Source organism: Pseudomaricurvus sp. ABR4_320, assembly GCF_056159445.1.
Map to the genome: position 1 here is coordinate 701,662 of NZ_JBSWVF010000001.1, position 18,905 is coordinate 720,566.

Consider the following 18,905-nt stretch of genomic DNA (forward strand, 5'->3'; position numbering starts at 1 on the left):
CAGCTACCTCATGAGCGCGGTTTTAATGTCTGATAGCGACGCGTAAACCTGCTCCAAGCGATCTAATCCGCCTTTCTCATTCCAAAAGCAACTGACCCCCTGACTGCCTGAAGCAACGGATACAACACCATCAGGAAGGGAATCCAAGAGGTGAGCTAACCTGGGCAGTAAAAATGCCTCTGTCGATGTAGATGGCTTTTCCTGCCAATCCCATACCCCATGGGCATGGATATCATGGGTAAAATTCTTGCGTATCAGCATCCATCGATGGTCGCTCTTTTCCTTTGCCTGCCAAGGAAGGCAGTACACGGAAAACAACTCCGGCCTATCCTGTCCAGGATTCCTGGGATCAGGCGCCATGTGAATACGCAGGCCTTTTTGAATTGCAGCCTGCCGCAGCTCTGCCTGTCGGCGTTGTAGGGCCGAAGGCTGCATCAATAGGATCGGCCCCAACAGCAACGCTACTGCAGCTGCGCAAATCAATATCGGAACCCACATAGTTCTCCCCCGAAAAATCGTGCAGTGTACTTGATCTATGTCTAGGCAAGGTACTGGCAAGGGTTTAGTATCAAATGTGAAGAGAGTTCTGCAAAGGAGCTGAACCATGAGCAACTACAAACACATTCTCGTCGCAGTTGATCTATCTGACGAATCTCAACAAGTCATGACAAGGGCCGCCACTCTGGCGGAAGCGAACGGCGCAAAACTCACCGTACTGCATGTGGTTGAACCCTTAACCTTCGCCTATGGCGGCGATATACCCGTCGATCTTACCGAAGTGCAAACTCAGCTGCAGCACAAAGCGAATGAACAGCTGACTGCCTTAGCTGCGCCAGCCAATCTGCCGGTCGAAGATCGCAAAGTGGTTATCGGTCAACCGGTCGCCGAGATTCATGAAACCGCGAACGATATCGGCGCAGATCTCATCGTTCTGGGAAGTCACGGCCGCAAAGGACTGGCGCTCATTTTAGGGTCTACTGCAAACGGCGTACTACACGGCGCCAAATGCGATGTTTTGGCGGTGCGTGTAGCCGATTAAACAGTCGTTTGTTAACGAACGAACTTGCCCGGGGGACGGGTTTCGCCCCCCGGTTTCTGCTCGCTTAAGCGCCGCTGTCCAGCTCTTCCCAGCGGGCGTAGCTTGCATCAAGTTCGGCTTGCACTTGTGCCATTTTGTCCAAGGTTTGAGTCACCTTGTCGTGATCTCGCTGATAAAAATCAGCCGCTGAACTTTCGGTCTGTAGGGCTTCCAAATCCGCTTCCAGGGCTTCAATTTTCCCTGGCAAAGCTTCCAATTCGCGCTGTAGTTTATAGCTTAATTTGGGCGCCGGCTTAGCGTTGGTTGGCGCAGACCCAGACGTCTTGGTAACAGCGACGTCTACGGCTGTTTCCAATGGCTTTGCCGGCTTATTGGACTCTGGCCATTTGCCTCCCTGACGCTGCCAATCTTCGTAGCCTCCGATGTATTCCCTAACACGCCCCTGACCTTCAAAGGCGATGGTGCTGGTCACAACGTTATCGAGAAACGCTCGATCGTGGCTGACCAATAGAAGCGTCCCAGAATAGTTTTGCAACAGTTCTTCCAAAAGCTCCAAGGTTTCAACATCGAGATCGTTCGTCGGTTCATCCAGCACCAGCAAATTGCTGGGCAAACTGAATAATTTGGCGAGTAACACCCGGTTTCTCTCACCACCCGACAGCACTCGCAGCGGCGTGCGTGCACGCTCACCGGTAAAAAGAAAATCACCGAGATAGCTGATCAGATGACGGTCTTTCCCATTAACGGTAATAGAGTCTCGACCGCCACCAATGTTATCGATCGCATTTTTATCCAGGTCTAACTGGTCCCGCAATTGATCGAAATAGGCGACTTGTGTGTTGGTTCCCAATTGCACCAGCCCATCATCAGGTTGCAGCTCACCGAGAATAATTTTGAGCAGCGTCGACTTACCAATACCGTTGGGGCCAATCAGTCCAATTTTGTCACCGCGTCTCACCAAAGTCGTGAAACCATCGATCAATACTTGGCCGTCGTAAGCCTGACGAATACCTTCAAGACGAGAAACCAGTTTGCCGGACACCTCGGCATTATTTAGCTCAAACGCCGCTCTACCTTGTTGAACCCGTCGCTGTGAACGCTCCTCACGCATGGCTTTTAGGGCGCGAACACGCCCTTCGTTACGCGTCCTACGAGCCTTGATGCCTTGACGAATCCATACCTCTTCCTGGGCAAGCTTTTTATCAAACAGCGCATTGTGGCGAGCTTCTTCTTGCAATTGTTGCTCTCGAAACTCCAAAAAGCTGTGATAATCCCCGTGCCACGCTCGCATGTGGCCACGATCCAGCTCAATAATGTCTGTCGCCAGCGCCTGTAAAAACACCCTGTCGTGGGTCACAAAAATCACCGCGCCGTTGAAATCCACCACCTGCTCCTGAAGCCACTCAATAGCTTGCACATCGAGATGGTTGGTCGGCTCATCGAGAAGCAGAAGTTCTGGATCTGTGACCAGTGCTCGCGCCAAAGCTACCCGACGCCTCCAGCCACCGGACAGTTCATTCATCTTTTTCTCTGCAGGAAGCTCCAGGCGGGTAATCAAGGTCTCCACTCGCTGCTGCAGCATCCAACCATCGCGAGCCTCAAGTTCCGTTTGGATCTTTTCAAATCGGTCCATAGCCCCGTCAGCAGCGAGATCCATTGAGAGATGGTGATACTCGGCGAGAAGGCTGCCGACCGGATCCAGACCGCCAGCGACCATATCGTAAACGCTGGTGTCAGCTTGCTCGGGCAATTCCTGCTCGAGCCGAGCAACCCTCAGTTCAGGAGCCAACCACAAGCTTCCGTCATCCAGGGTTTGATCCCCCGTTATGACCTTCATAAGAGTGGACTTGCCCTCTCCATTACGCCCGATCAGAGCAATTTTCTGGCCTTTTTCAACCACTAAGTCTTCGCTATCGAGCACCACCTGGGTGCCAAATTGAAGATGTGCATTTTTCAGTTCAAGTAACGGCATGAATCATCAACGTCAGAACTACGAAAAAAGCGTCATTTGCCCTCAAGGCTTTGACCACCATCGTAGTATTGGGTATTAGTAGGATCTTTGTGCTGCATTGCACAGCAAACAAAAATTTTTGGATTACAATTCATTATAAATAAATCGTGACTTCCTTTGTCGAATTCTTTGCGTGCCACCACTCACTATGCCGATTGGAAACGAAAAACGCAGCTCGAGACGATTTCTAGCCTGGTCTTTCCTCGCTTCCTGCCTGACGCTGCACTGCCTGGCCGCCGGAGATAGCGGCAACGCAACGTCGGCTGACCAGCTCTCCGCCCGCCTGGAAACACAACGCCAGATCTACCGAGAAGCTCAGTCGGCCCTCAAACATCGGCAGGTCCAGAGTTATCGAGAGCTCTACAAAGAACTTCGCGATTACCCACTGCGGCCCTATCTCGACTACTACGAACTCAATCGTCGCCTCTACACCCTCCCCCAGGCAGATGTTGACCAGTTTCTAAAAGCGAATCAAAACACGTATCTCGGCAGCAAATTAGAGCGCCGTTGGCTGGATACACTGGCCAAGCAACACCAGTGGCCAATCTATCTCACCTATTATCACAACGACATTTCCAGTACCTCTCTGCAATGCCTAGCGGTTCAGGCACGGCTGGAAACTGGCGACGCCAACGCGCTGAAAGACGTTTCTGCACTCTGGACTGTGCCGCGCTCACAACCAAAGGAATGTGACCCTCTCTTTGAGCGGTGGATCGACCAGGGCGGGCTCACCAGCGCGCTTGCACTGAAACGCTTTCGCCTGGCGCTGCAAGCCGCCAATTATTCTCTAGCGCGCTACCTGGTTCGCTTCATGACAGGTGACGACCTGGAACTCGCCAATCGTTTTCGTGCAATCAGTCGTTCTCCCCAAAAAATTGTCGATCTCGATGCTTTTCGAGAGCAAAGTCCCGCAAACCAAGAATTGATTCACTTCGGCATTCGGCGCTTTTCTCGCCTCGACCCTGTCGCTGCGCTCAATGTCTGGCACAAATACGATGCTCAACAGCTGTTTGATGAAGAAGATCGCAAAGACACTGAGGAATACCTGGCCTTACAACTGTTGCGCAAAGATGAATATGCGACCGTAAATAACCTTCTGGAAGGCAACACGGAAATCAGTGATGACACGCTCATAGAAACGCTGATTCGCGAGGCCTTGCTGCAGCTCGACTGGAGCAATGTCTCCCACTACATCACGCTACTGTCAACGGAACAACAAAACTCAGAACGCTGGCAATATTGGCGGGCTCGTGCTGATCAGCAGCTGAACACGGAATCCCAGGACGCCTTAGCAGGCTATCGAAGCATTGCCGATGTTCGCAGCTACTATGGTTTTATGGCGGCAGACCACCTGCAGCGCAATTACCAGTTTGACGATACCCCTGTATCTATACAACCCGAACGTTTGCGCCGTATGGCGTTGAATCCAAACGTCATGCGCGCGCGCGAGTTGCGCGCAATTGGCGATACGCTAAATGCGAATCGCGAATGGTATTACTTCAGTCAGCGGCTGGCAGTCCCGGAGGATCACATCGCTGCGGCCAAGCTGGCCTATGACTGGGGCTGGCACGCAAAAACGATCTCGTCACTTGCCCAAGCCCGGGCCTGGGATGATCTGCGCATGCGTTTCCCCCTTGCCTATAATGAGCAGGTGATGGACGCGGCACAGAGAAATCAAGTCTCACCGCTACTCCTCTACGCTATTGCTCGCCAGGAAAGTGCCTTCGCAGAAACCGCACACTCTCCTGCAGGCGCAATGGGACTGATGCAGTTAATGCCAAATACGGCTCGACAGACAGCCAGTCGCGCAGGTGTCGACTTACGTCAAACCCGTGATCTCTACACACCAGATACCAATATCGTACTCGGCAGTCATTACATCACTGAACTCCTGGAAAAATACGCAGGGAACCGAATTCTCGCAGCGGCGGCATACAATGCCGGTCCACATCATGTCGACCGCTGGCTCGAACGTTCAGCCCAAAGGCTTCCAAACGACGTTTGGATCGAGACCATCCCCTTTCGAGAAACCCGTAAGTACGTTCAGAATGTTCTGGCGTATTCCGTCATCTATGGTTACCGGACGGGCAATACCACCGCTTTGTTGACGCAATTGGAAATTAAGCAAACGTTATAAACAATCGGTCATTTTCAGCATCCGGCAATAACTGAAAGCAGACATCCTTGATTGCACAAATTTTTCTACATCGCTGTTAAAAAAAGCAAAAATAATTTTATTCGTCCAGAGAGGAAACGGCTTCGATGTTTTGGATCACTTTCAGAGTACATATTTTCTAACTCGCCGGATTGGCGAGGATAAAGTCGGTCTACATCAATGGTTTTTGGCACACAAACACCGAGCCTGTGACAAGAATCCCAGTAGATCTCACGGAACTTGTCTATGCTTGAACTGAGGGTTAAATGGAGAGGATTTCATGGCCGTAACTAAAACATCCGATGAGCAGCTCAGTCACCACGACGAATTGCTGCACATTCGCGAGACCATCAATATGCTCTGCTTGGCGGTCTGTCAGATTGAAGCCTCGCTCAATGAGAGTAACGGTTCCGTTTCCGACCTTACCCAATCATTTACCGAACTGGCTCAACACCACTACGACGTCGATACCAGCATTCAAGCAATGAGCACCAATGGGGTTTCTGAACTCACACCGGAAGTTCTAGAGTCCTCCGAGGCCATGCGCGAAAAGATCAACATGGCAATCACTGCGTTTCAATTTTACGACCGTATCAGCCAGCGGCTCGACCACGTGGCTCGCAATCTCGAACGGGTGAGCAGCGTAATCGGCAACCCCAAACAACTCAATGACCCTGAGATCTGGGGCTCCATTCAAGACAAAGTGAAAAGCAGTTATACCATGGAGTCAGAGCGCATTATGTTCGAACACATTATGCGCGGAGCCAGCGTCAAAGAAGCGCTGGAAATCTATAACCATCACTTTTCTAGTGAAAAAGACGAAGCCGACACGACCACAGACGAAATTGAACTCTTCTAATCGACCGTATCGCGGGCGGCATCAAAAGGTTGCCCGCCTCCTCGACCTACCCACTAACGTCACCCCCACAAAACCACACCTGATGCGTCATAAAGACGTATCACTTTGCCGGTCTTATGCCGGAACAGATAAGTCTAAAGAGGATTGAACGACCCCTAGGAATTTGCTTGCAGCTTTTCTCGCAAGAAATCCTGAACTTTGGTCGCCAGGTCATCGGGCTGAAACTTAGACAAGAAGTCGTTACAGCCAACTTTGCGCACCATGGCCTGATTAAAACTGCCAGACAGTGACGTATGCAAAATGACGTACAAACCTTCTAATTTGGGATCAGAACGAATTTCATGGGTCAGCCGATAGCCATCCATTTCTGGCATTTCAGCGTCAGTGATGACCATTAAATACTCTTTCTGAACATCGATACCTTCGGAAGACTGGTGCTTTAATAGTTCCAATGCCTGTAACCCATCGGGACAATGAATCGTCTCTATACCGATGTTGGACAATGTCGAGCGCACTTGTCGATATGCGGTTGGCGAGTCATCCGCCATGAGAATCTTCAGCTGATTACGGCGGGCATATTCCGCAAGGTCCTGATCGAGGATATCGGCGGAAACGTCCGTTTCAAATGGAATAATTTCAGCCAGTACGCGCTCGACATCAATGACCTCAACAATTTGATCATCCAGCTTGGTGATGGCCGTCAGAAAATGACTGCGCCCTGCCCCCTGTGGAGGAGGCAGAATGGATTCCCAATTAAGGTTCACAATGCGATCCACGGCCCCTACGAGAAACGCCTGCACAGACCGATTATATTCTGTCACGATGAGATTCGTGTTGGCATCTTCCTGATTCCACAGTGGGCGTCCGCCAATCGCGGCATTGAGGTCGATTACAGAGATCGTTTGCTCGCGAAGGTGAGTCACACCGCAAATCACCGGATTACTGTGTGGCAGGGCCGTGAGCGGCGGCACCTTCATAACTTCCTGGATCTTGAACACATTCAGCGCAAATTTTTGACGTCCGCCCAATTGAAACATCAGCAGCTCCAGCCGATTCTCTCCAACCAGTTGCGTGCGCAGATCGACTTTATCGAGCAAATTAGACATAGATAACCAGGATTCCGTGTAATACGACTAACTCAATTAATTCTAGTTCAAGATACCCTGCCTGACTGAGATAACTGCTCAAAAGTCCCGTGAAAAACCGCCTGCATAAGTCTCAAACTATTTTTCAGCGGTTATGCGTCACGCAGGATGACAATCTCTGGCACGCAAAAATTCTTCAACGTTAGAGCACTCAAAAGGCCAGCCGATGTCCCCATCGTGATGCTCGAGAGAGAGGACAGGAATGCGGATACCATAGGCAGCCACCAATGAATCGTCCTCGGCAATGTCAACAACGCGCAAGGTGATGGGATATCGAGCCAACAGTGGCGCGATAAGGGCTTGTGCTTCCTCACACAAATGACATCCAAGGGTGGAATACAGAACCAGAGTCTGGGGCATGACGTTCAATCCTAAAAATACACAGGCTGGACATTGTAGCCCAGCCGGGGAATAAACCGCCTGCCACTCAGTAGTGGCTAAAACTTAGAGCTTTGCATCAACCGGCTCGCCCAGGGACCAGGAGACAGCACTCATCAACATTTGATCCCCCCCCTCTGTACGCTGTGCCACCAGATTTAGCAGCAGTGATTTGGGCTTTTGGAACTCAGCAGCTTGATCATAAGCACTGAGGACTTGGTCAATAAAATCAGCCAGGGCTTTGTACTGCTGCCCTTCCCAGGATGCCAGCGACTGCTGACTATCTGCGGCCTCCAGTGCAACATCAGGCTGGTCAATTACGGTTTGAGGTTCAGGCTGCTCCCAATCCTGACTAAGACGCAGTGAGTAACCGGAAATTTCACGGCTGTCGTACCCCATCTCAAGGGCTTTCTGGAAGGCGGCAGTAATGTCGCCGTCATAAAAGCTTGAGGACAGTTCATCGACCTGAGAGAGCAGGTCCGCGATGGCCGCCATTTCTTCGTCATCCAGATCACCATTGACCTGTAGCGCATAGGCACCACCGGCCTCGGAACCCAGACTGTTCTCAAAGTTGCCTTCTTCAAGCATCGACAAGTAATTGCTCACAGAGTCAGAAGAATTACCCGCGGCCAGAATGTGTACGGTGTCGCCATCTTGCGTGGTCAGCTCAAAACTAAAACGCTTGCTGTACTGGCTCGCATCGCTTTGCAAGGATGCCAGAGACGTTGATTCAACGGCAGTCTCAGACGACACCGCAGGGCTGGCAGGCGAGACTTTCTCCGCTGACGCGGCAGCGGTATCCGTCGCTTGAGCGACGCTGTCTTGCGCTTCCCCAGTCGGATTCGCAGATGGAATAAACGCCGCTTTGAGATCTTCAATGCCCTGCTCTACCAGTGATTGTGTATGACCTAAATCCTGGGAAACGCTAAATGGAAGAGATTCAAGCCCTCCAAGCAGCTCCAACGCATCCTGATAGCCTTTCTGAAACCCCTCCAAGCCTGCTTCCAGCCGCGACTGTAGCTCTTCAGGAGTCGCGCCGGCAGCCACGTCCCGCTGCAGTTGTGCCTCGATAAAGTTCAAGATATTGCCCGAAGACTCCAGAGCCAGCTCAGACGGCTCAGAAACCACGTCTGCTTGACCAGCACCGCCGGCCGAGCTTGGCCCAAAGGCATAGGTTAAACTAACGACAGAGGACGAATCAGAAGGGATATACACCGACGCCGGGTTCGCCTCCTGAGGCGCAGCTGTCGCGACTTCCTTGACATCAGTCGCTCTGGAAGCCGGTTGAGCAACTGGAGAATAAAGAGAAAGGCTGACCGCGTTCACTGGGGACACTCCTGCATTGATGGTGGCAGATACCCCTGTTATCGCGCGTATTCGCGAAATCTTTAATATCTCTTTCGTCTATCGGTAATTCTTTTTGATAATAAACCCGCTACAGATGCAAACTTTGCGACGCGACAACCGATGTACTCAACGACCTGTGGCATTCTTTAACGTAGTGATTTGATCTCGAATCGCCGCCGCTTTTTCAAACTCCAGATCTCTAGCCGCCTGAAACATCTTCTCTTCAAGAGCCGCAATCTGCTTGAATGGATCCCCGGCGCCGAGATCGACATCGTAAGTTCCTTTTTTATCCGCGACTTTCTGACGCTTGCCTTTGGCGCCCGGAATATAACCGGCCTCGAGAATGTCCTTGACCTGTTTGCGTATGCCTTGAGGTGTAATGCCATGCTCTTCATTATGCGCAATCTGCTTCGCCCGCCGACGCTCGGTTTCATCCAGTGCTCGCTGCATGGACCCGGTGATCGCATCGGCGTAGAGAATGGCTTTGCCGTTCACATTGCGTGCGGCTCGCCCTATAGTTTGAATCAACGAGCGATCAGAGCGTAAAAAGCCTTCTTTGTCGGCATCAAAAATCGTCACCAATGATACTTCCGGCATATCCAACCCCTCTCGTAGCAGGTTGATACCGACCAACACATCGAACTCCCCAGCCCGCAGATCGCGGATAATTTCCATCCTTTCAACCGTGTCGATATCCGAGTGCAAATAGCGCACCCTAACCCCATGCTCTTGCAAATAATCGGTAAGGTCTTCCGCCATTCGCTTGGTGAGTACGGTAATGAGAACGCGCTCGTCCTGGGAGACACGAGACTGGATTTCAGACAGAGCATCATCAACCTGATTGCCCGCAGGCCTCACCTCCACAATGGGGTCGACCAAACCGGTGGGACGGACGACTTGCTCCACAACCTGCCCCGCATGCTCTCGCTCATAGGGACCTGGCGTCGCTGAAACAAAAACCATCTGCGGTGCAAGACGCTCCCATTCATCGAATCGCAAAGGGCGATTATCCAGCGCTGAGGGCAGCCTGAAACCGTATTCCACCAAGGTTTCTTTACGGGAACGGTCGCCTCGATACATGCCACCAATTTGGGGAACGCCAACGTGAGACTCATCAATCACCAACAATGCATCCGCCGGCAGATAATCAAACAACGTCGGTGGCGGTTCGCCTGGGTTACGCCCCGATAAGTAGCGCGAGTAATTTTCAATACCCGTGCAGTAGCCCAACTCCTGCATCATCTCAATGTCGTATTTAACGCGTTGCTCCAGACGCTGGGCTTCCACCAATCTGCTGTCCTGGCGCAATTGTTCCAGGCGTTCACGCATTTCGTCTTTGATCGCCGCAATCGCCTCAACAACGGTATTTCTGGGTGTGACATAGTGGGATTTGGGATAGATGGTAAAGCGTGCAAGCTTCTGAAGCACCTCCCCGGTCAATGGATCAAACAGAGAAATGTTTTCTACTTCATCATCGAAGAGCTCAATGCGCACAGCATCTTTTTCACTATCCGCGGGAAACACATCGATGACTTCACCGCGAACCCGATAGGTTGCACGATGAAAGTCCATGTCGTTGCGCGTGTATTGAAGTTCGGCTAACCGGCGCAGCAACTGGCGCTGATCAATTTGATCGCCACGCACAAGATGCAAGACCATCTTTAAATAGGCATCGGGATCACCCAAACCATAAATCGCCGATACCGTTGCAACTACAATCGCGTCTCTGCGCTCCATGAGGGCCTTGGTGGCCGAGAGTCGCATCTGCTCGATGTGTTCGTTGACCGATGCGTCTTTTTCAATGAACGTATCGGAAGATGGAACATAGGCTTCAGGTTGGTAGTAGTCGTAGTAAGAGACAAAATACTCAACAGAGTTGCCCGGAAAAAATTCTTTAAACTCACCGTAAAGCTGCGCCGCAAGGGTTTTGTTCGGCGCCATAATCATTGTTGGCCGTTGTACCGCTTCAATCACATTAGCGATAGTGAAGGTCTTTCCCGATCCGGTTACCCCCAATAGAGTCTGGTGAGCCAAGCCGGATTCCAAGCCATCCACGAGCTCTCGAATCGCATTGGGCTGATCGCCGGATGGTTTGAATTGGCTAGAAACAACAAAAGGTTTCGACATGGTTTACCTGCACCTCCTACTCAATATTTGGGATCTTGGTAACATCTCTCTGATCATCGTTTAGTCGCTTCAATCAACCAACAGTGGTGAATTTTACGGTTGCGCTGAAAATCGGGATCGAGCGTCTTATCCAAAATATCGGTAACGAGGTACCGATCCAGAGCGTCTCTATCCAATTTAAAACTCCGCAAGTTATTTGAGAAAATCAACTTGCCGCCTGGATTGAGAATTTCCATGCAACGACGAATCAATCCCACATGATCTCGCTGGATATCCAACACATTGTCAGTCCGCTTTGAATTTGAAAAGCTTGGAGGATCCAACAGAATCAGGTCAAACCCCTCTCGACACTGGTTCAACCAAGCCTGACAATCCGCCTGAATCAACTGATGACGCTGTAAAGACAAGCGATTTTCGGAGAAATTATCCTCAGCCCAACGTAAATAAGTTGGCGAAAGATCTACGCTCACACTGCCTGAAGCGCCGCCTAAAGCTGCGTGAACTGACGCGGTAGCTGTGTAACAAAAGAGATTGAGAAAGCGCTTGCCCCTGGCATGCTCATAAATAAATCTTCGCACCGGACGATGATCCAGAAACAATCCCGTATCCAGATACTCCCATAGATTTACCCGTAAATTAGCGGCGCCTTCCGTTACCCATAGAGCATCCTTATTACCGCTCTGTAGCTTTTCATACTGACTTTTACCGGCGGTTTTTCGCCGCTGCTTGCAGCTAATACGGGATAGTGGAAATTCCAGAAAAAAACCAGAGACCAAAATAATTTCTTCGAGTCTCTGCCGGACTTTTTCCTGGTCAATGGATTTTGGTGCTGCGTATTCTTGGATATGTGCAAACTCGCCATAGACATCAATAGCTGCTGAATATTCGGGCAAATCGGCATCGTACAAACGATACGAAGAAATCGATTCTCGTTCGATCCAACGACGTAAATTCTTGCGATTCTTCTTCAGCCGATTCAACAGCATTTTGGCGTTATCGGAAAAATCATCAGCATTTTCCGGTATCGAAAGCCGTTTCCCAGAGCCGACCACTGCGGACGAGGATGCAGGTAAGTCTTGCAATAAAAGATGACTTTCTATCGCCCCGTTATAAAATGTCCATGTCTCTCGAAAGCGCCGGCCAAGTTCTTTTTCCAGCTGCTGATTTCCGGTAAACACCCCTAAACTCCAGCCTGGAAATTCATTGCCGATGCGCTGCTTGAGCTCTCGATAGAGAGGAGCAAGCTGATCTACCTCTCCCAGACGCTCGCCATAGGGAGGATTGGTAATGACCAAGCCGCGATCGGCGTCCAAGGTGGATGGTCTTTGCAGAGATCGCACATCAACCTGCTGCAATTCGATAAACTCTTGCAGGTGGATTCGCTCAATGTTCTCGCGGGCCCGATCTAAAACAGCACCGTCACAATCAAACCCCACCAGAGTGCACTTATGAGCGCTTTTGGCTTCTTCCTGCCTCAACAGCGCATCTCTCTGCTCCGATGACCAGGCGTCTGCATCAAAATCGGCAAGCTCCATAAACGCGAACCGAGTTCGCAGTAATCCCGGCGCGATATCAAGGGCCATCATCGCCGCTTCAATCAGAAAGGTTCCTGATCCACACATAGGATCAAACAGCTCACCGTGTTCCTTAGCGATTATTGGCCAGCCGCTGCGCAATAAAATTGCCGCCGCCAAATTTTCTTTAAGCGGTGCGGCACCTTTCGCTAAGCGATATCCTCGTCGATGTAAACTGTCGCCACTGACATCGATAGAAAGCGTCAGGCGTGTCGAATTGAGGTGGCCATGTACAATAAGCTGCGGCGTCTCTTTGTCGACATCCGGCCTTTCACCACAGCCATCGCGAAACTGATCGACAATCGCATCCTTGATCTTCAAGCCACCAAATTGCGTATTGCGGATGAATCGATTCGTGCCGACAAAATCAACCCGAAAACGCCCGGAAGATCGCAGAAACACCCCCCAGTCGATGCTGCGCACCGCGTTATAAATATCATCAGGCTCTTTTAGGTCCACCAGGGCGAGGCGACGTAACACTCGGTTTGCCAGGCGTGACCATAGACAGATTCGGTAGACATCCTGCTGTGACGACACCGAGCATCGAACGCCTGAAAACTCCCGTTTTACATCAAACGCCCCTAGGTCGGTTAGTTCTTTTGCCAGTAGGCTTTCGACGCCACGGGGACAGGTCGCAAACAGAGGGATATGGGTCATAGAGAAATCATTTTTCAAAGTTCGTAATGATCACAGAAGCCATCACGACAGATACGAGATACCGTCATTTCTTCTGGATGAAAGAACAGTAGTTTACCTCAATATGGCTGTGTCAGAGCGGCTTAATTTGTGTGCCCCTTAAGACTAAGCCCATGCCATATTGGCGCGGAAGCGATACCCAAGAACAGAGCCAAAGGGTGACAATCACTCCATTTGACCATTTTTTATACTAAATTGACGCCAATTTCGTCGCCTTGATATACCTTCGAGCGATAAATAGTGTTTTTTGTATTCGAAATAATTTGTTCACAATTGGGCCGTTTTTTTGGTGTACTAGGAACTCGGGTCAAAACAAGGACTCGAAAAAAATAGGAGGTTAAAAAACCACAAACCCATTGTTCTGATAATTCTGAAAGACAGTTATCTGAAGTAGAAGTGAAAAGTGCCCAGAAAGTAAGATCCTTTGACGACCTGGAACTCTACACTCAAAAATTTGAGTTCAGCGTGTCAATAATCTGACTTTTTATGGCGCAACCTTTTAGCAAAATATGTGTTTAACAACAAACAAAGAGGTACGCTTACTGATGAAAACCCAGAAGAGAAGTCAAACTGCACGCGCATTTGTAAAAGGCTATAAAGCAGGTATTGATGGCAGATCGAGGAGCCTGTGCCCTCACGAAGCTGGTTCAGCGAGACAGACTTGGTTAAACGGCTGGCGCGAAGGGCGTACAGATCACTGGGATGGCTATAGTAGAGCAGCTCTCGCTCAGAAAATGAGCAGTTTCTAGTTTCACTTAACACTCCTAACGACGCTGCCGGCGAGACCGGCAGCCAATATAATCCCCGATCGTAGTTTTCCTCTCTGAGAATAATCCTTCTGATCCGTTAAATATCGAAATCGTAAAACATAGGCATTACACTGTCACTCGTGAATTACGGATGACAACTATGCTGCGTACCCTACTCCTTGTTACTCTACTATCGATATCACCAAACTTATTCAGCAGCTCGCTGCCCCCCATGAGCTTCACGGATCAGTGGGATCATGCCCAAGTTCTGAGCGAAAAAACACGCATTGTTATCTTCTCGCACCATAAAGATGGCGGCGAGTGGGTAAGAAAAACCTTGGAAAAGCTCGCCCTGAAAGATCTAGGCAGCTTAAATTGGCTTTATGTCGCAGACATTTCAGGCATGCCAAAGTTAGTAACCAAGATGTTTGCGCTTCCCAAAATGCGAGACTACGATTTCCCGATCGCCTTGGTTAGAGATGAGTCCTCGATTACCAGCTGGCCAAAAGAAGACAATACCATTTCTATTTTTCAACTGGATAATCTCAGCATTACCCGCACGCAAACTGCCAATAGCGCGCAACAACTCGAACAAATTTTACAATCTCTGGCAGGGGAATCTTAGAATCAGCGGGTCGATTCAATACACTCTTTGACCAGTGGCGGACCTCTGTATATAAAGCCACTGTATATCTGAACCAATGTTGCGCCTGCCTGCAATTTTGCTTTGGCATCCTGCCCCGACATGATGCCACCAACACCAATAATCGGCAGAGTACCTGCGAGGGATTGAGCTAACACCTCTATCGCGCGGGTGGATGATAACATTAGAGGCCTGCCGCTTAATCCGCCAGCCTCAGCGCCGTTTTTCAACGCTTCAACCCCCCCCCTGTCAACCGTTGTATTGGTTGCGATAACCGCATCAAGACCACTGTCGCGGATAATTATGGCCGTCTCCGACAACTCGTCATCAGTCATATCCGGTGCGATTTTCACCGCAATGGGCACATATCGACTGTGTTGCTTCTGCTGCGTTAACTGACATTCTTTGACCGCAGCGAGCAGACGTTTAAGGTTATCCCCAAATTGAAGATCCCGAAGCCCTGGAGTATTCGGGGAGGAAATATTCACACTGATATAATCAGCAACGGTGTAAACCGATTCAATGCCACAACGATAGTCAGACAGCGCATCCGCAACCGGTGTCGTTAAATTTTTCCCCACATTGATACCGAGCACTCCGGAATACCGTCGCCGTGCAACATTCGACAACAAGTAATCCAGCCCCTGATTGTTAAACCCCATCCGATTGATGATGGCTTCCGCTTCCGGTAAGCGGAACAAACGAGGCTTGTCATTGCCTGGTTGTGCTTTTGGCGTGACGGTTCCAATCTCTACAAATCCAAACCCCAAGGCACCAAGAGCATTGAAGTGATCGCCATTTTTATCCAGTCCCGCTGCAAGCCCTACGCGATTGGGAAAGGTTAGTCCCATACACTCCACCGGCTGCGCGTCCGGCACTCTACCGAGAAGTGGCAGACATTTAAGTGCGTAAGCCGCATCGAGAGATTTTAGTGCGAGCTCATGGGAGCGCTCTTCATCAAGAGAAAAAAGGATTTTTCGAATAAGTGAATACATAAAACGGGTTCCATACACAGGAAAATGTCGACATCATTCATTGGCGACCCCATGGGGAACATGGCCCGTCGCGACTTTGCTGCTGGCGGGATCACAGTGAAGCATCTGATCATCAAAAAAAACATCGGCACCGAAAGACTGTAAAAATTCTGACTTCGGCAGACCGCCTAAAAATAGAGATTCGTCGATTCGAATGTTCCAGGCTCGCAACGTTCGGATCACTCGTTCGTGAGCCGGAGCTGAACGAGCGGTGACAAGTGCAGTTCGAATCGGGCGAACATCACCACTGAACTCTCGTTGAATCATTTGTAACGCTGCCAGAAAGTGCTTGAATGGCCCACCGGAAAGAGGTGTCTCGGCCGCCAGTTTTTCCGATTCACTGAAGGCTTGCAATCCTTGTTTTTTATAAATGCGCTCAGCTTCATCGGAAAACAGTACAGCGTCACCATCAAAAGCAAAACGCAATTGTTCACCGTAGTCTGTTCGCGATGAAAACGGCAGTAGCCTGGCAGCTGCAACACCACTCTCAAGCGCGTTGCGCACGTCGTCAGCATCCGTAGAAAGAAAAAGATGGCTACCAAACGCTGACACATAGCGATAGGGGCTTTCGCCTCCACAAAAAGCAGCGCGACTGATGTTCAGATCATAATGCTCTATAGAATTGAAAATTCTCAGTCCGGTATCTGCACTGTTACGGGATAGAAGTATGACTTCGACCAGATTCCCCGACTCAGAGAGAGCGTTGACGCGTAGCAGTTTTTGCACAATCGCAAATGCATCACCTGGCTGTAGAACATCATTTTCATGCTCAATTTGATAATCGGAATAAGCCTCCAACCCCTGTTGTTCATAGACACTGTGACTTTCATTCAAATCAAACAGAGCTCTGGACGAGATGGCAATGACCAGTTTCGCACTCTTGTCGTCAGCCATTGTGATCTCCAAGTATCGTCACTTTCTGACAACGAAAGCCGTGTCAGATCAGCAAATTTAGGAATTCGGCAGTAACTATAAACTGCTTGGTCCGCATCCGTCTTTGTCGGTCGGCAGACATGCAGCAGTGATGATGGGCATTAAAAGCGAACGTTTTGAGCCAGAAATAGAGAAAGACCTAAAAAAATAAAAGGACAGGATCACGCTTACGTTCGCGATCCGTACATGAGCTCCTGCCCTTCGTGCGCAGCCTCACATTTATATGGACTTAATCGTGCCCTTAGGCAATACCGCGTGAACAGCAATTTTTTGGAATTTCAGCTCGACGTTGGTGCCAGTCTCAAGAACGATATAGTTCTCGTCAACTTTGACAACCTTGCCCAGCATGCCGCTATTCATTACAACCTCATCACCTTTACCTAAGCCGGAGACTAGCTCCTGATGCTCTTTCTGGCGTTTGCGCTGCGGACGGATCATGAAGAAATACATGAATACAAACAGGCCCGCAAACATAACCAGTGTAATCATAGGATTACCCTGTGGCGCTTGCGCTTCAGTCTGAGCCATGGCTGCGGGGATAAAAAACGACATTTAAAGCCCTCTTTATTTACTGATTGTCAGGGCGAGAGAATGTACCGTTTTTGAAGGGCGGTAGCAATCAGCGAGGTTACGAAAAACCCCGCCGACCTGGCCTCGGATGCGTCTATCAGGCGTAATCGCGGAACAGCTTCCGAAAGATACTCGGAGACAACCCGGTCCAGCGTTTAAAAGCGTTGGTGAAACTCGTGCGATCTGAAAAATCCAACGCCGCCGATATACTGTCGATGCTCATGGTGTTTTCGATCAAATAATTGATCGAATGATGAAACCTCACCTGATCACGCAGTTGAGCGAAACTGATTTCCTGCTGTTGGAGACGACGCTGCAACGTCCTCTTAGAGAGGTTCATCTCTTCAGCGATGTAATCAATAGACAGGGGTGAACTACCGATACGACGTTCCAGAACCTCGACCACTCTTCCAGGAACCCCATAGACTTCTGGGAGACGGGCTTGCTGCACATACTCCTCAAAGGTCTTTACACCCTCCGTGGCGAATCCCCGGCGAAAACCACTCTTGCTCTCAGGGTTGTTTTTCTGAAGCTCAATCATCTTGGCTACTCCTTTTGCCATCAGCTCGATCGTTTCCTTGTCAGACGCCGAGTATGTACTTCCAACTTCCCGGGTCTGCAGGAAACAGAGAAGACCATACATCTGGTCGGAAATGAATATGGGTGCGCACAAAGAACCTCGAACTGGTTTTCCATTATATGTCATGAGGCTGGAATTCCCAGCCTCATTCGACAGAAAACCGGCACTTTTTTCCACAAGAGCGAAATTTATCCAGCCTTCCGCCTGACTTATGGCGTCGACACCTTCGAAAAGTTCGCCATGATAGGCGTCGAAGACCGCATCTCCCTGAAGGAAACGCAAGCGAAGTAACATGGCTTCATCGGCATTAAACATCTGCAACCCAGCTTTTAAGTAGGATTCGCGATGATGCTGATAAGAGTCAAAATGGTCGGTAAGGAGGTCATGCAGTCGGCTGAAACGATCAGCGAGTGCCCGGTCAGACATTAAACTACCCGATACTAATAAGGTTGAACTGTGATACAGATTGCCGGTTATTTGATCGTTATTTTGCATTTTCCGGCTTCACTTTCTCCTGATCCATCGAACAAAACTCAATGGCTATCTAATGCTTACAAAACTATTCGTTATAAGCGAAATATACTAGTGTTATGGGCGCCATCAAGTAATTTTGCGCGCCAATAGTTAATATACTGTCACTTTAGCCGACGTGAAAGGACATTTGTACTCAAATAATCGTTTCCCTCAGCAAAAATATAGCACCTGATGCCCTGGTCACCATTCTATTGATTAAGGGGAGGGCTAATTTTGTTCATTTTATTTTTTATAGCCCATGAACATGGTCTTTGTGCGCCCCTCTCGTTGCGTGTTTCCTCCCGGATACGAAACACGCAACGTCTGGTCATGACAAAGTGGCGCATTTCAGCACCAGAGACAAAGGTGGGTAACAACCAGAAACCAGGCGAATCGAAAGATCCGAGGTCGAGCACGTGCACACCCCCCATTACTCAGCCCTCAATCAACGCCTGTTCCTCGCAATACGCATGCTTAAAAAAGACTTTTTCGTATCGAAAAAAGCTGTTAATTGAGCCTTAACTGCCCTTCGCTGTAGAAATTTAGCCTTTT

16 protein-coding genes are annotated in these 18,905 nt (G+C 49.8%); 5 read left to right on the forward strand and 11 right to left on the reverse strand.

What is annotated here, in order from left to right:
- Positions 1 to 3 precede the first annotated feature (3 nt).
- A complete protein-coding gene (locus tag ACXAFR_RS03070; RefSeq protein WP_475171803.1) occupies positions 4 to 498 on the reverse strand; it encodes a hypothetical protein in 495 nt (164 codons plus the stop codon).
- 106 nt (positions 499 to 604) lie between these two features.
- Between ACXAFR_RS03070 and ACXAFR_RS03075 the strand changes: the two genes are divergently transcribed.
- Positions 605 to 1,039: a universal stress protein gene (locus tag ACXAFR_RS03075; RefSeq protein WP_475171804.1), complete on the forward strand. Its 435-nt coding sequence runs from the start codon at positions 605 to 607 to the stop codon at positions 1,037 to 1,039.
- Positions 1,040 to 1,103: 64 nt separating this feature from the next.
- Here the strand turns inward: ACXAFR_RS03075 and ACXAFR_RS03080 are convergent, their stop codons facing one another.
- Positions 1,104 to 3,011: an ATP-binding cassette domain-containing protein gene (locus ACXAFR_RS03080; RefSeq protein WP_475171807.1), complete on the reverse strand. Its 1,908-nt coding sequence runs from the start codon at positions 3,009 to 3,011 to the stop codon at positions 1,104 to 1,106.
- 172 nt (positions 3,012 to 3,183) lie between these two features.
- Here ACXAFR_RS03080 and ACXAFR_RS03085 point away from each other — a divergent pair, with 172 nt between their 5' ends.
- Together ACXAFR_RS03085 and ACXAFR_RS03090 are read left to right on the forward strand one after the other, a co-directional pair.
- Positions 3,184 to 5,187, forward strand: a complete 2,004-nt coding sequence (locus tag ACXAFR_RS03085; protein WP_475171809.1) for a transglycosylase SLT domain-containing protein — start codon at positions 3,184 to 3,186, stop codon at positions 5,185 to 5,187.
- A 298-nt stretch (positions 5,188 to 5,485) separates the two neighbouring features.
- The gene (locus ACXAFR_RS03090; protein WP_475171810.1) at positions 5,486 to 6,064 is read left to right on the forward strand and encodes a hypothetical protein; all 579 of its coding nucleotides are present in this window, start codon (positions 5,486 to 5,488) and stop codon (positions 6,062 to 6,064) included.
- Positions 6,065 to 6,219: 155 nt separating this feature from the next.
- Here the strand turns inward: ACXAFR_RS03090 and ACXAFR_RS03095 are convergent, their stop codons facing one another.
- From ACXAFR_RS03095 to rlmKL, 5 genes are all read right to left on the reverse strand, one after another.
- On the reverse strand, positions 6,220 to 7,170 hold the full coding sequence (locus ACXAFR_RS03095; protein WP_475171811.1) for a chemotaxis protein CheV: 951 nt from the start codon (positions 7,168 to 7,170) through the stop codon (positions 6,220 to 6,222).
- A 138-nt stretch (positions 7,171 to 7,308) separates the two neighbouring features.
- Complete coding sequence (locus ACXAFR_RS03100; RefSeq protein ID WP_475171813.1) at positions 7,309 to 7,569, reverse strand: glutaredoxin family protein; 261 nt, start codon at positions 7,567 to 7,569, stop codon at positions 7,309 to 7,311.
- Between the two features lie 84 nt (positions 7,570 to 7,653).
- A complete protein-coding gene (locus tag ACXAFR_RS03105; protein ID WP_475171816.1) occupies positions 7,654 to 8,913 on the reverse strand; it encodes a DUF5610 domain-containing protein in 1,260 nt (419 codons plus the stop codon).
- Between the two features lie 147 nt (positions 8,914 to 9,060).
- Positions 9,061 to 11,061, reverse strand: coding sequence for an excinuclease ABC subunit UvrB (gene uvrB, locus ACXAFR_RS03110; protein ID WP_475171818.1), 2,001 nt, complete (start codon positions 11,059 to 11,061; stop codon positions 9,061 to 9,063).
- Positions 11,062 to 11,114: 53 nt separating this feature from the next.
- A complete protein-coding gene (gene rlmKL, locus ACXAFR_RS03115) occupies positions 11,115 to 13,292 on the reverse strand; it encodes a bifunctional 23S rRNA (guanine(2069)-N(7))-methyltransferase RlmK/23S rRNA (guanine(2445)-N(2))-methyltransferase RlmL (RefSeq protein ID WP_475171820.1) in 2,178 nt (725 codons plus the stop codon).
- 584 nt (positions 13,293 to 13,876) lie between these two features.
- Here rlmKL and rmf point away from each other — a divergent pair.
- Together rmf and ACXAFR_RS03125 are read left to right on the forward strand one after the other, a co-directional pair.
- Positions 13,877 to 14,080, forward strand: a complete 204-nt coding sequence (gene rmf / locus ACXAFR_RS03120) for a ribosome modulation factor (protein ID WP_475171822.1) — start codon at positions 13,877 to 13,879, stop codon at positions 14,078 to 14,080.
- 160 nt (positions 14,081 to 14,240) lie between these two features.
- On the forward strand, positions 14,241 to 14,705 hold the full coding sequence (locus ACXAFR_RS03125) for a hypothetical protein (protein ID WP_475171824.1): 465 nt from the start codon (positions 14,241 to 14,243) through the stop codon (positions 14,703 to 14,705).
- 2 nt (positions 14,706 to 14,707) lie between these two features.
- Here the strand turns inward: ACXAFR_RS03125 and ACXAFR_RS03130 are convergent, their stop codons facing one another.
- From ACXAFR_RS03130 to ACXAFR_RS03145, 4 genes are all read right to left on the reverse strand, one after another.
- On the reverse strand, positions 14,708 to 15,718 hold the full coding sequence (locus ACXAFR_RS03130) for a quinone-dependent dihydroorotate dehydrogenase (protein ID WP_475171826.1): 1,011 nt from the start codon (positions 15,716 to 15,718) through the stop codon (positions 14,708 to 14,710).
- A 33-nt stretch (positions 15,719 to 15,751) separates the two neighbouring features.
- Positions 15,752 to 16,651, reverse strand: a complete 900-nt coding sequence (locus tag ACXAFR_RS03135) for a 5'-nucleotidase (protein ID WP_475171827.1) — start codon at positions 16,649 to 16,651, stop codon at positions 15,752 to 15,754.
- A 258-nt stretch (positions 16,652 to 16,909) separates the two neighbouring features.
- Complete coding sequence (gene yajC / locus ACXAFR_RS03140; protein ID WP_475171829.1) at positions 16,910 to 17,242, reverse strand: preprotein translocase subunit YajC; 333 nt, start codon at positions 17,240 to 17,242, stop codon at positions 16,910 to 16,912.
- A 115-nt stretch (positions 17,243 to 17,357) separates the two neighbouring features.
- Positions 17,358 to 18,266 (reverse strand): helix-turn-helix domain-containing protein, encoded by a 909-nt coding sequence (locus tag ACXAFR_RS03145; protein WP_475171831.1) that lies wholly within the window; start codon positions 18,264 to 18,266, stop codon positions 17,358 to 17,360.
- Positions 18,267 to 18,905: the final 639 nt, after the last annotated feature.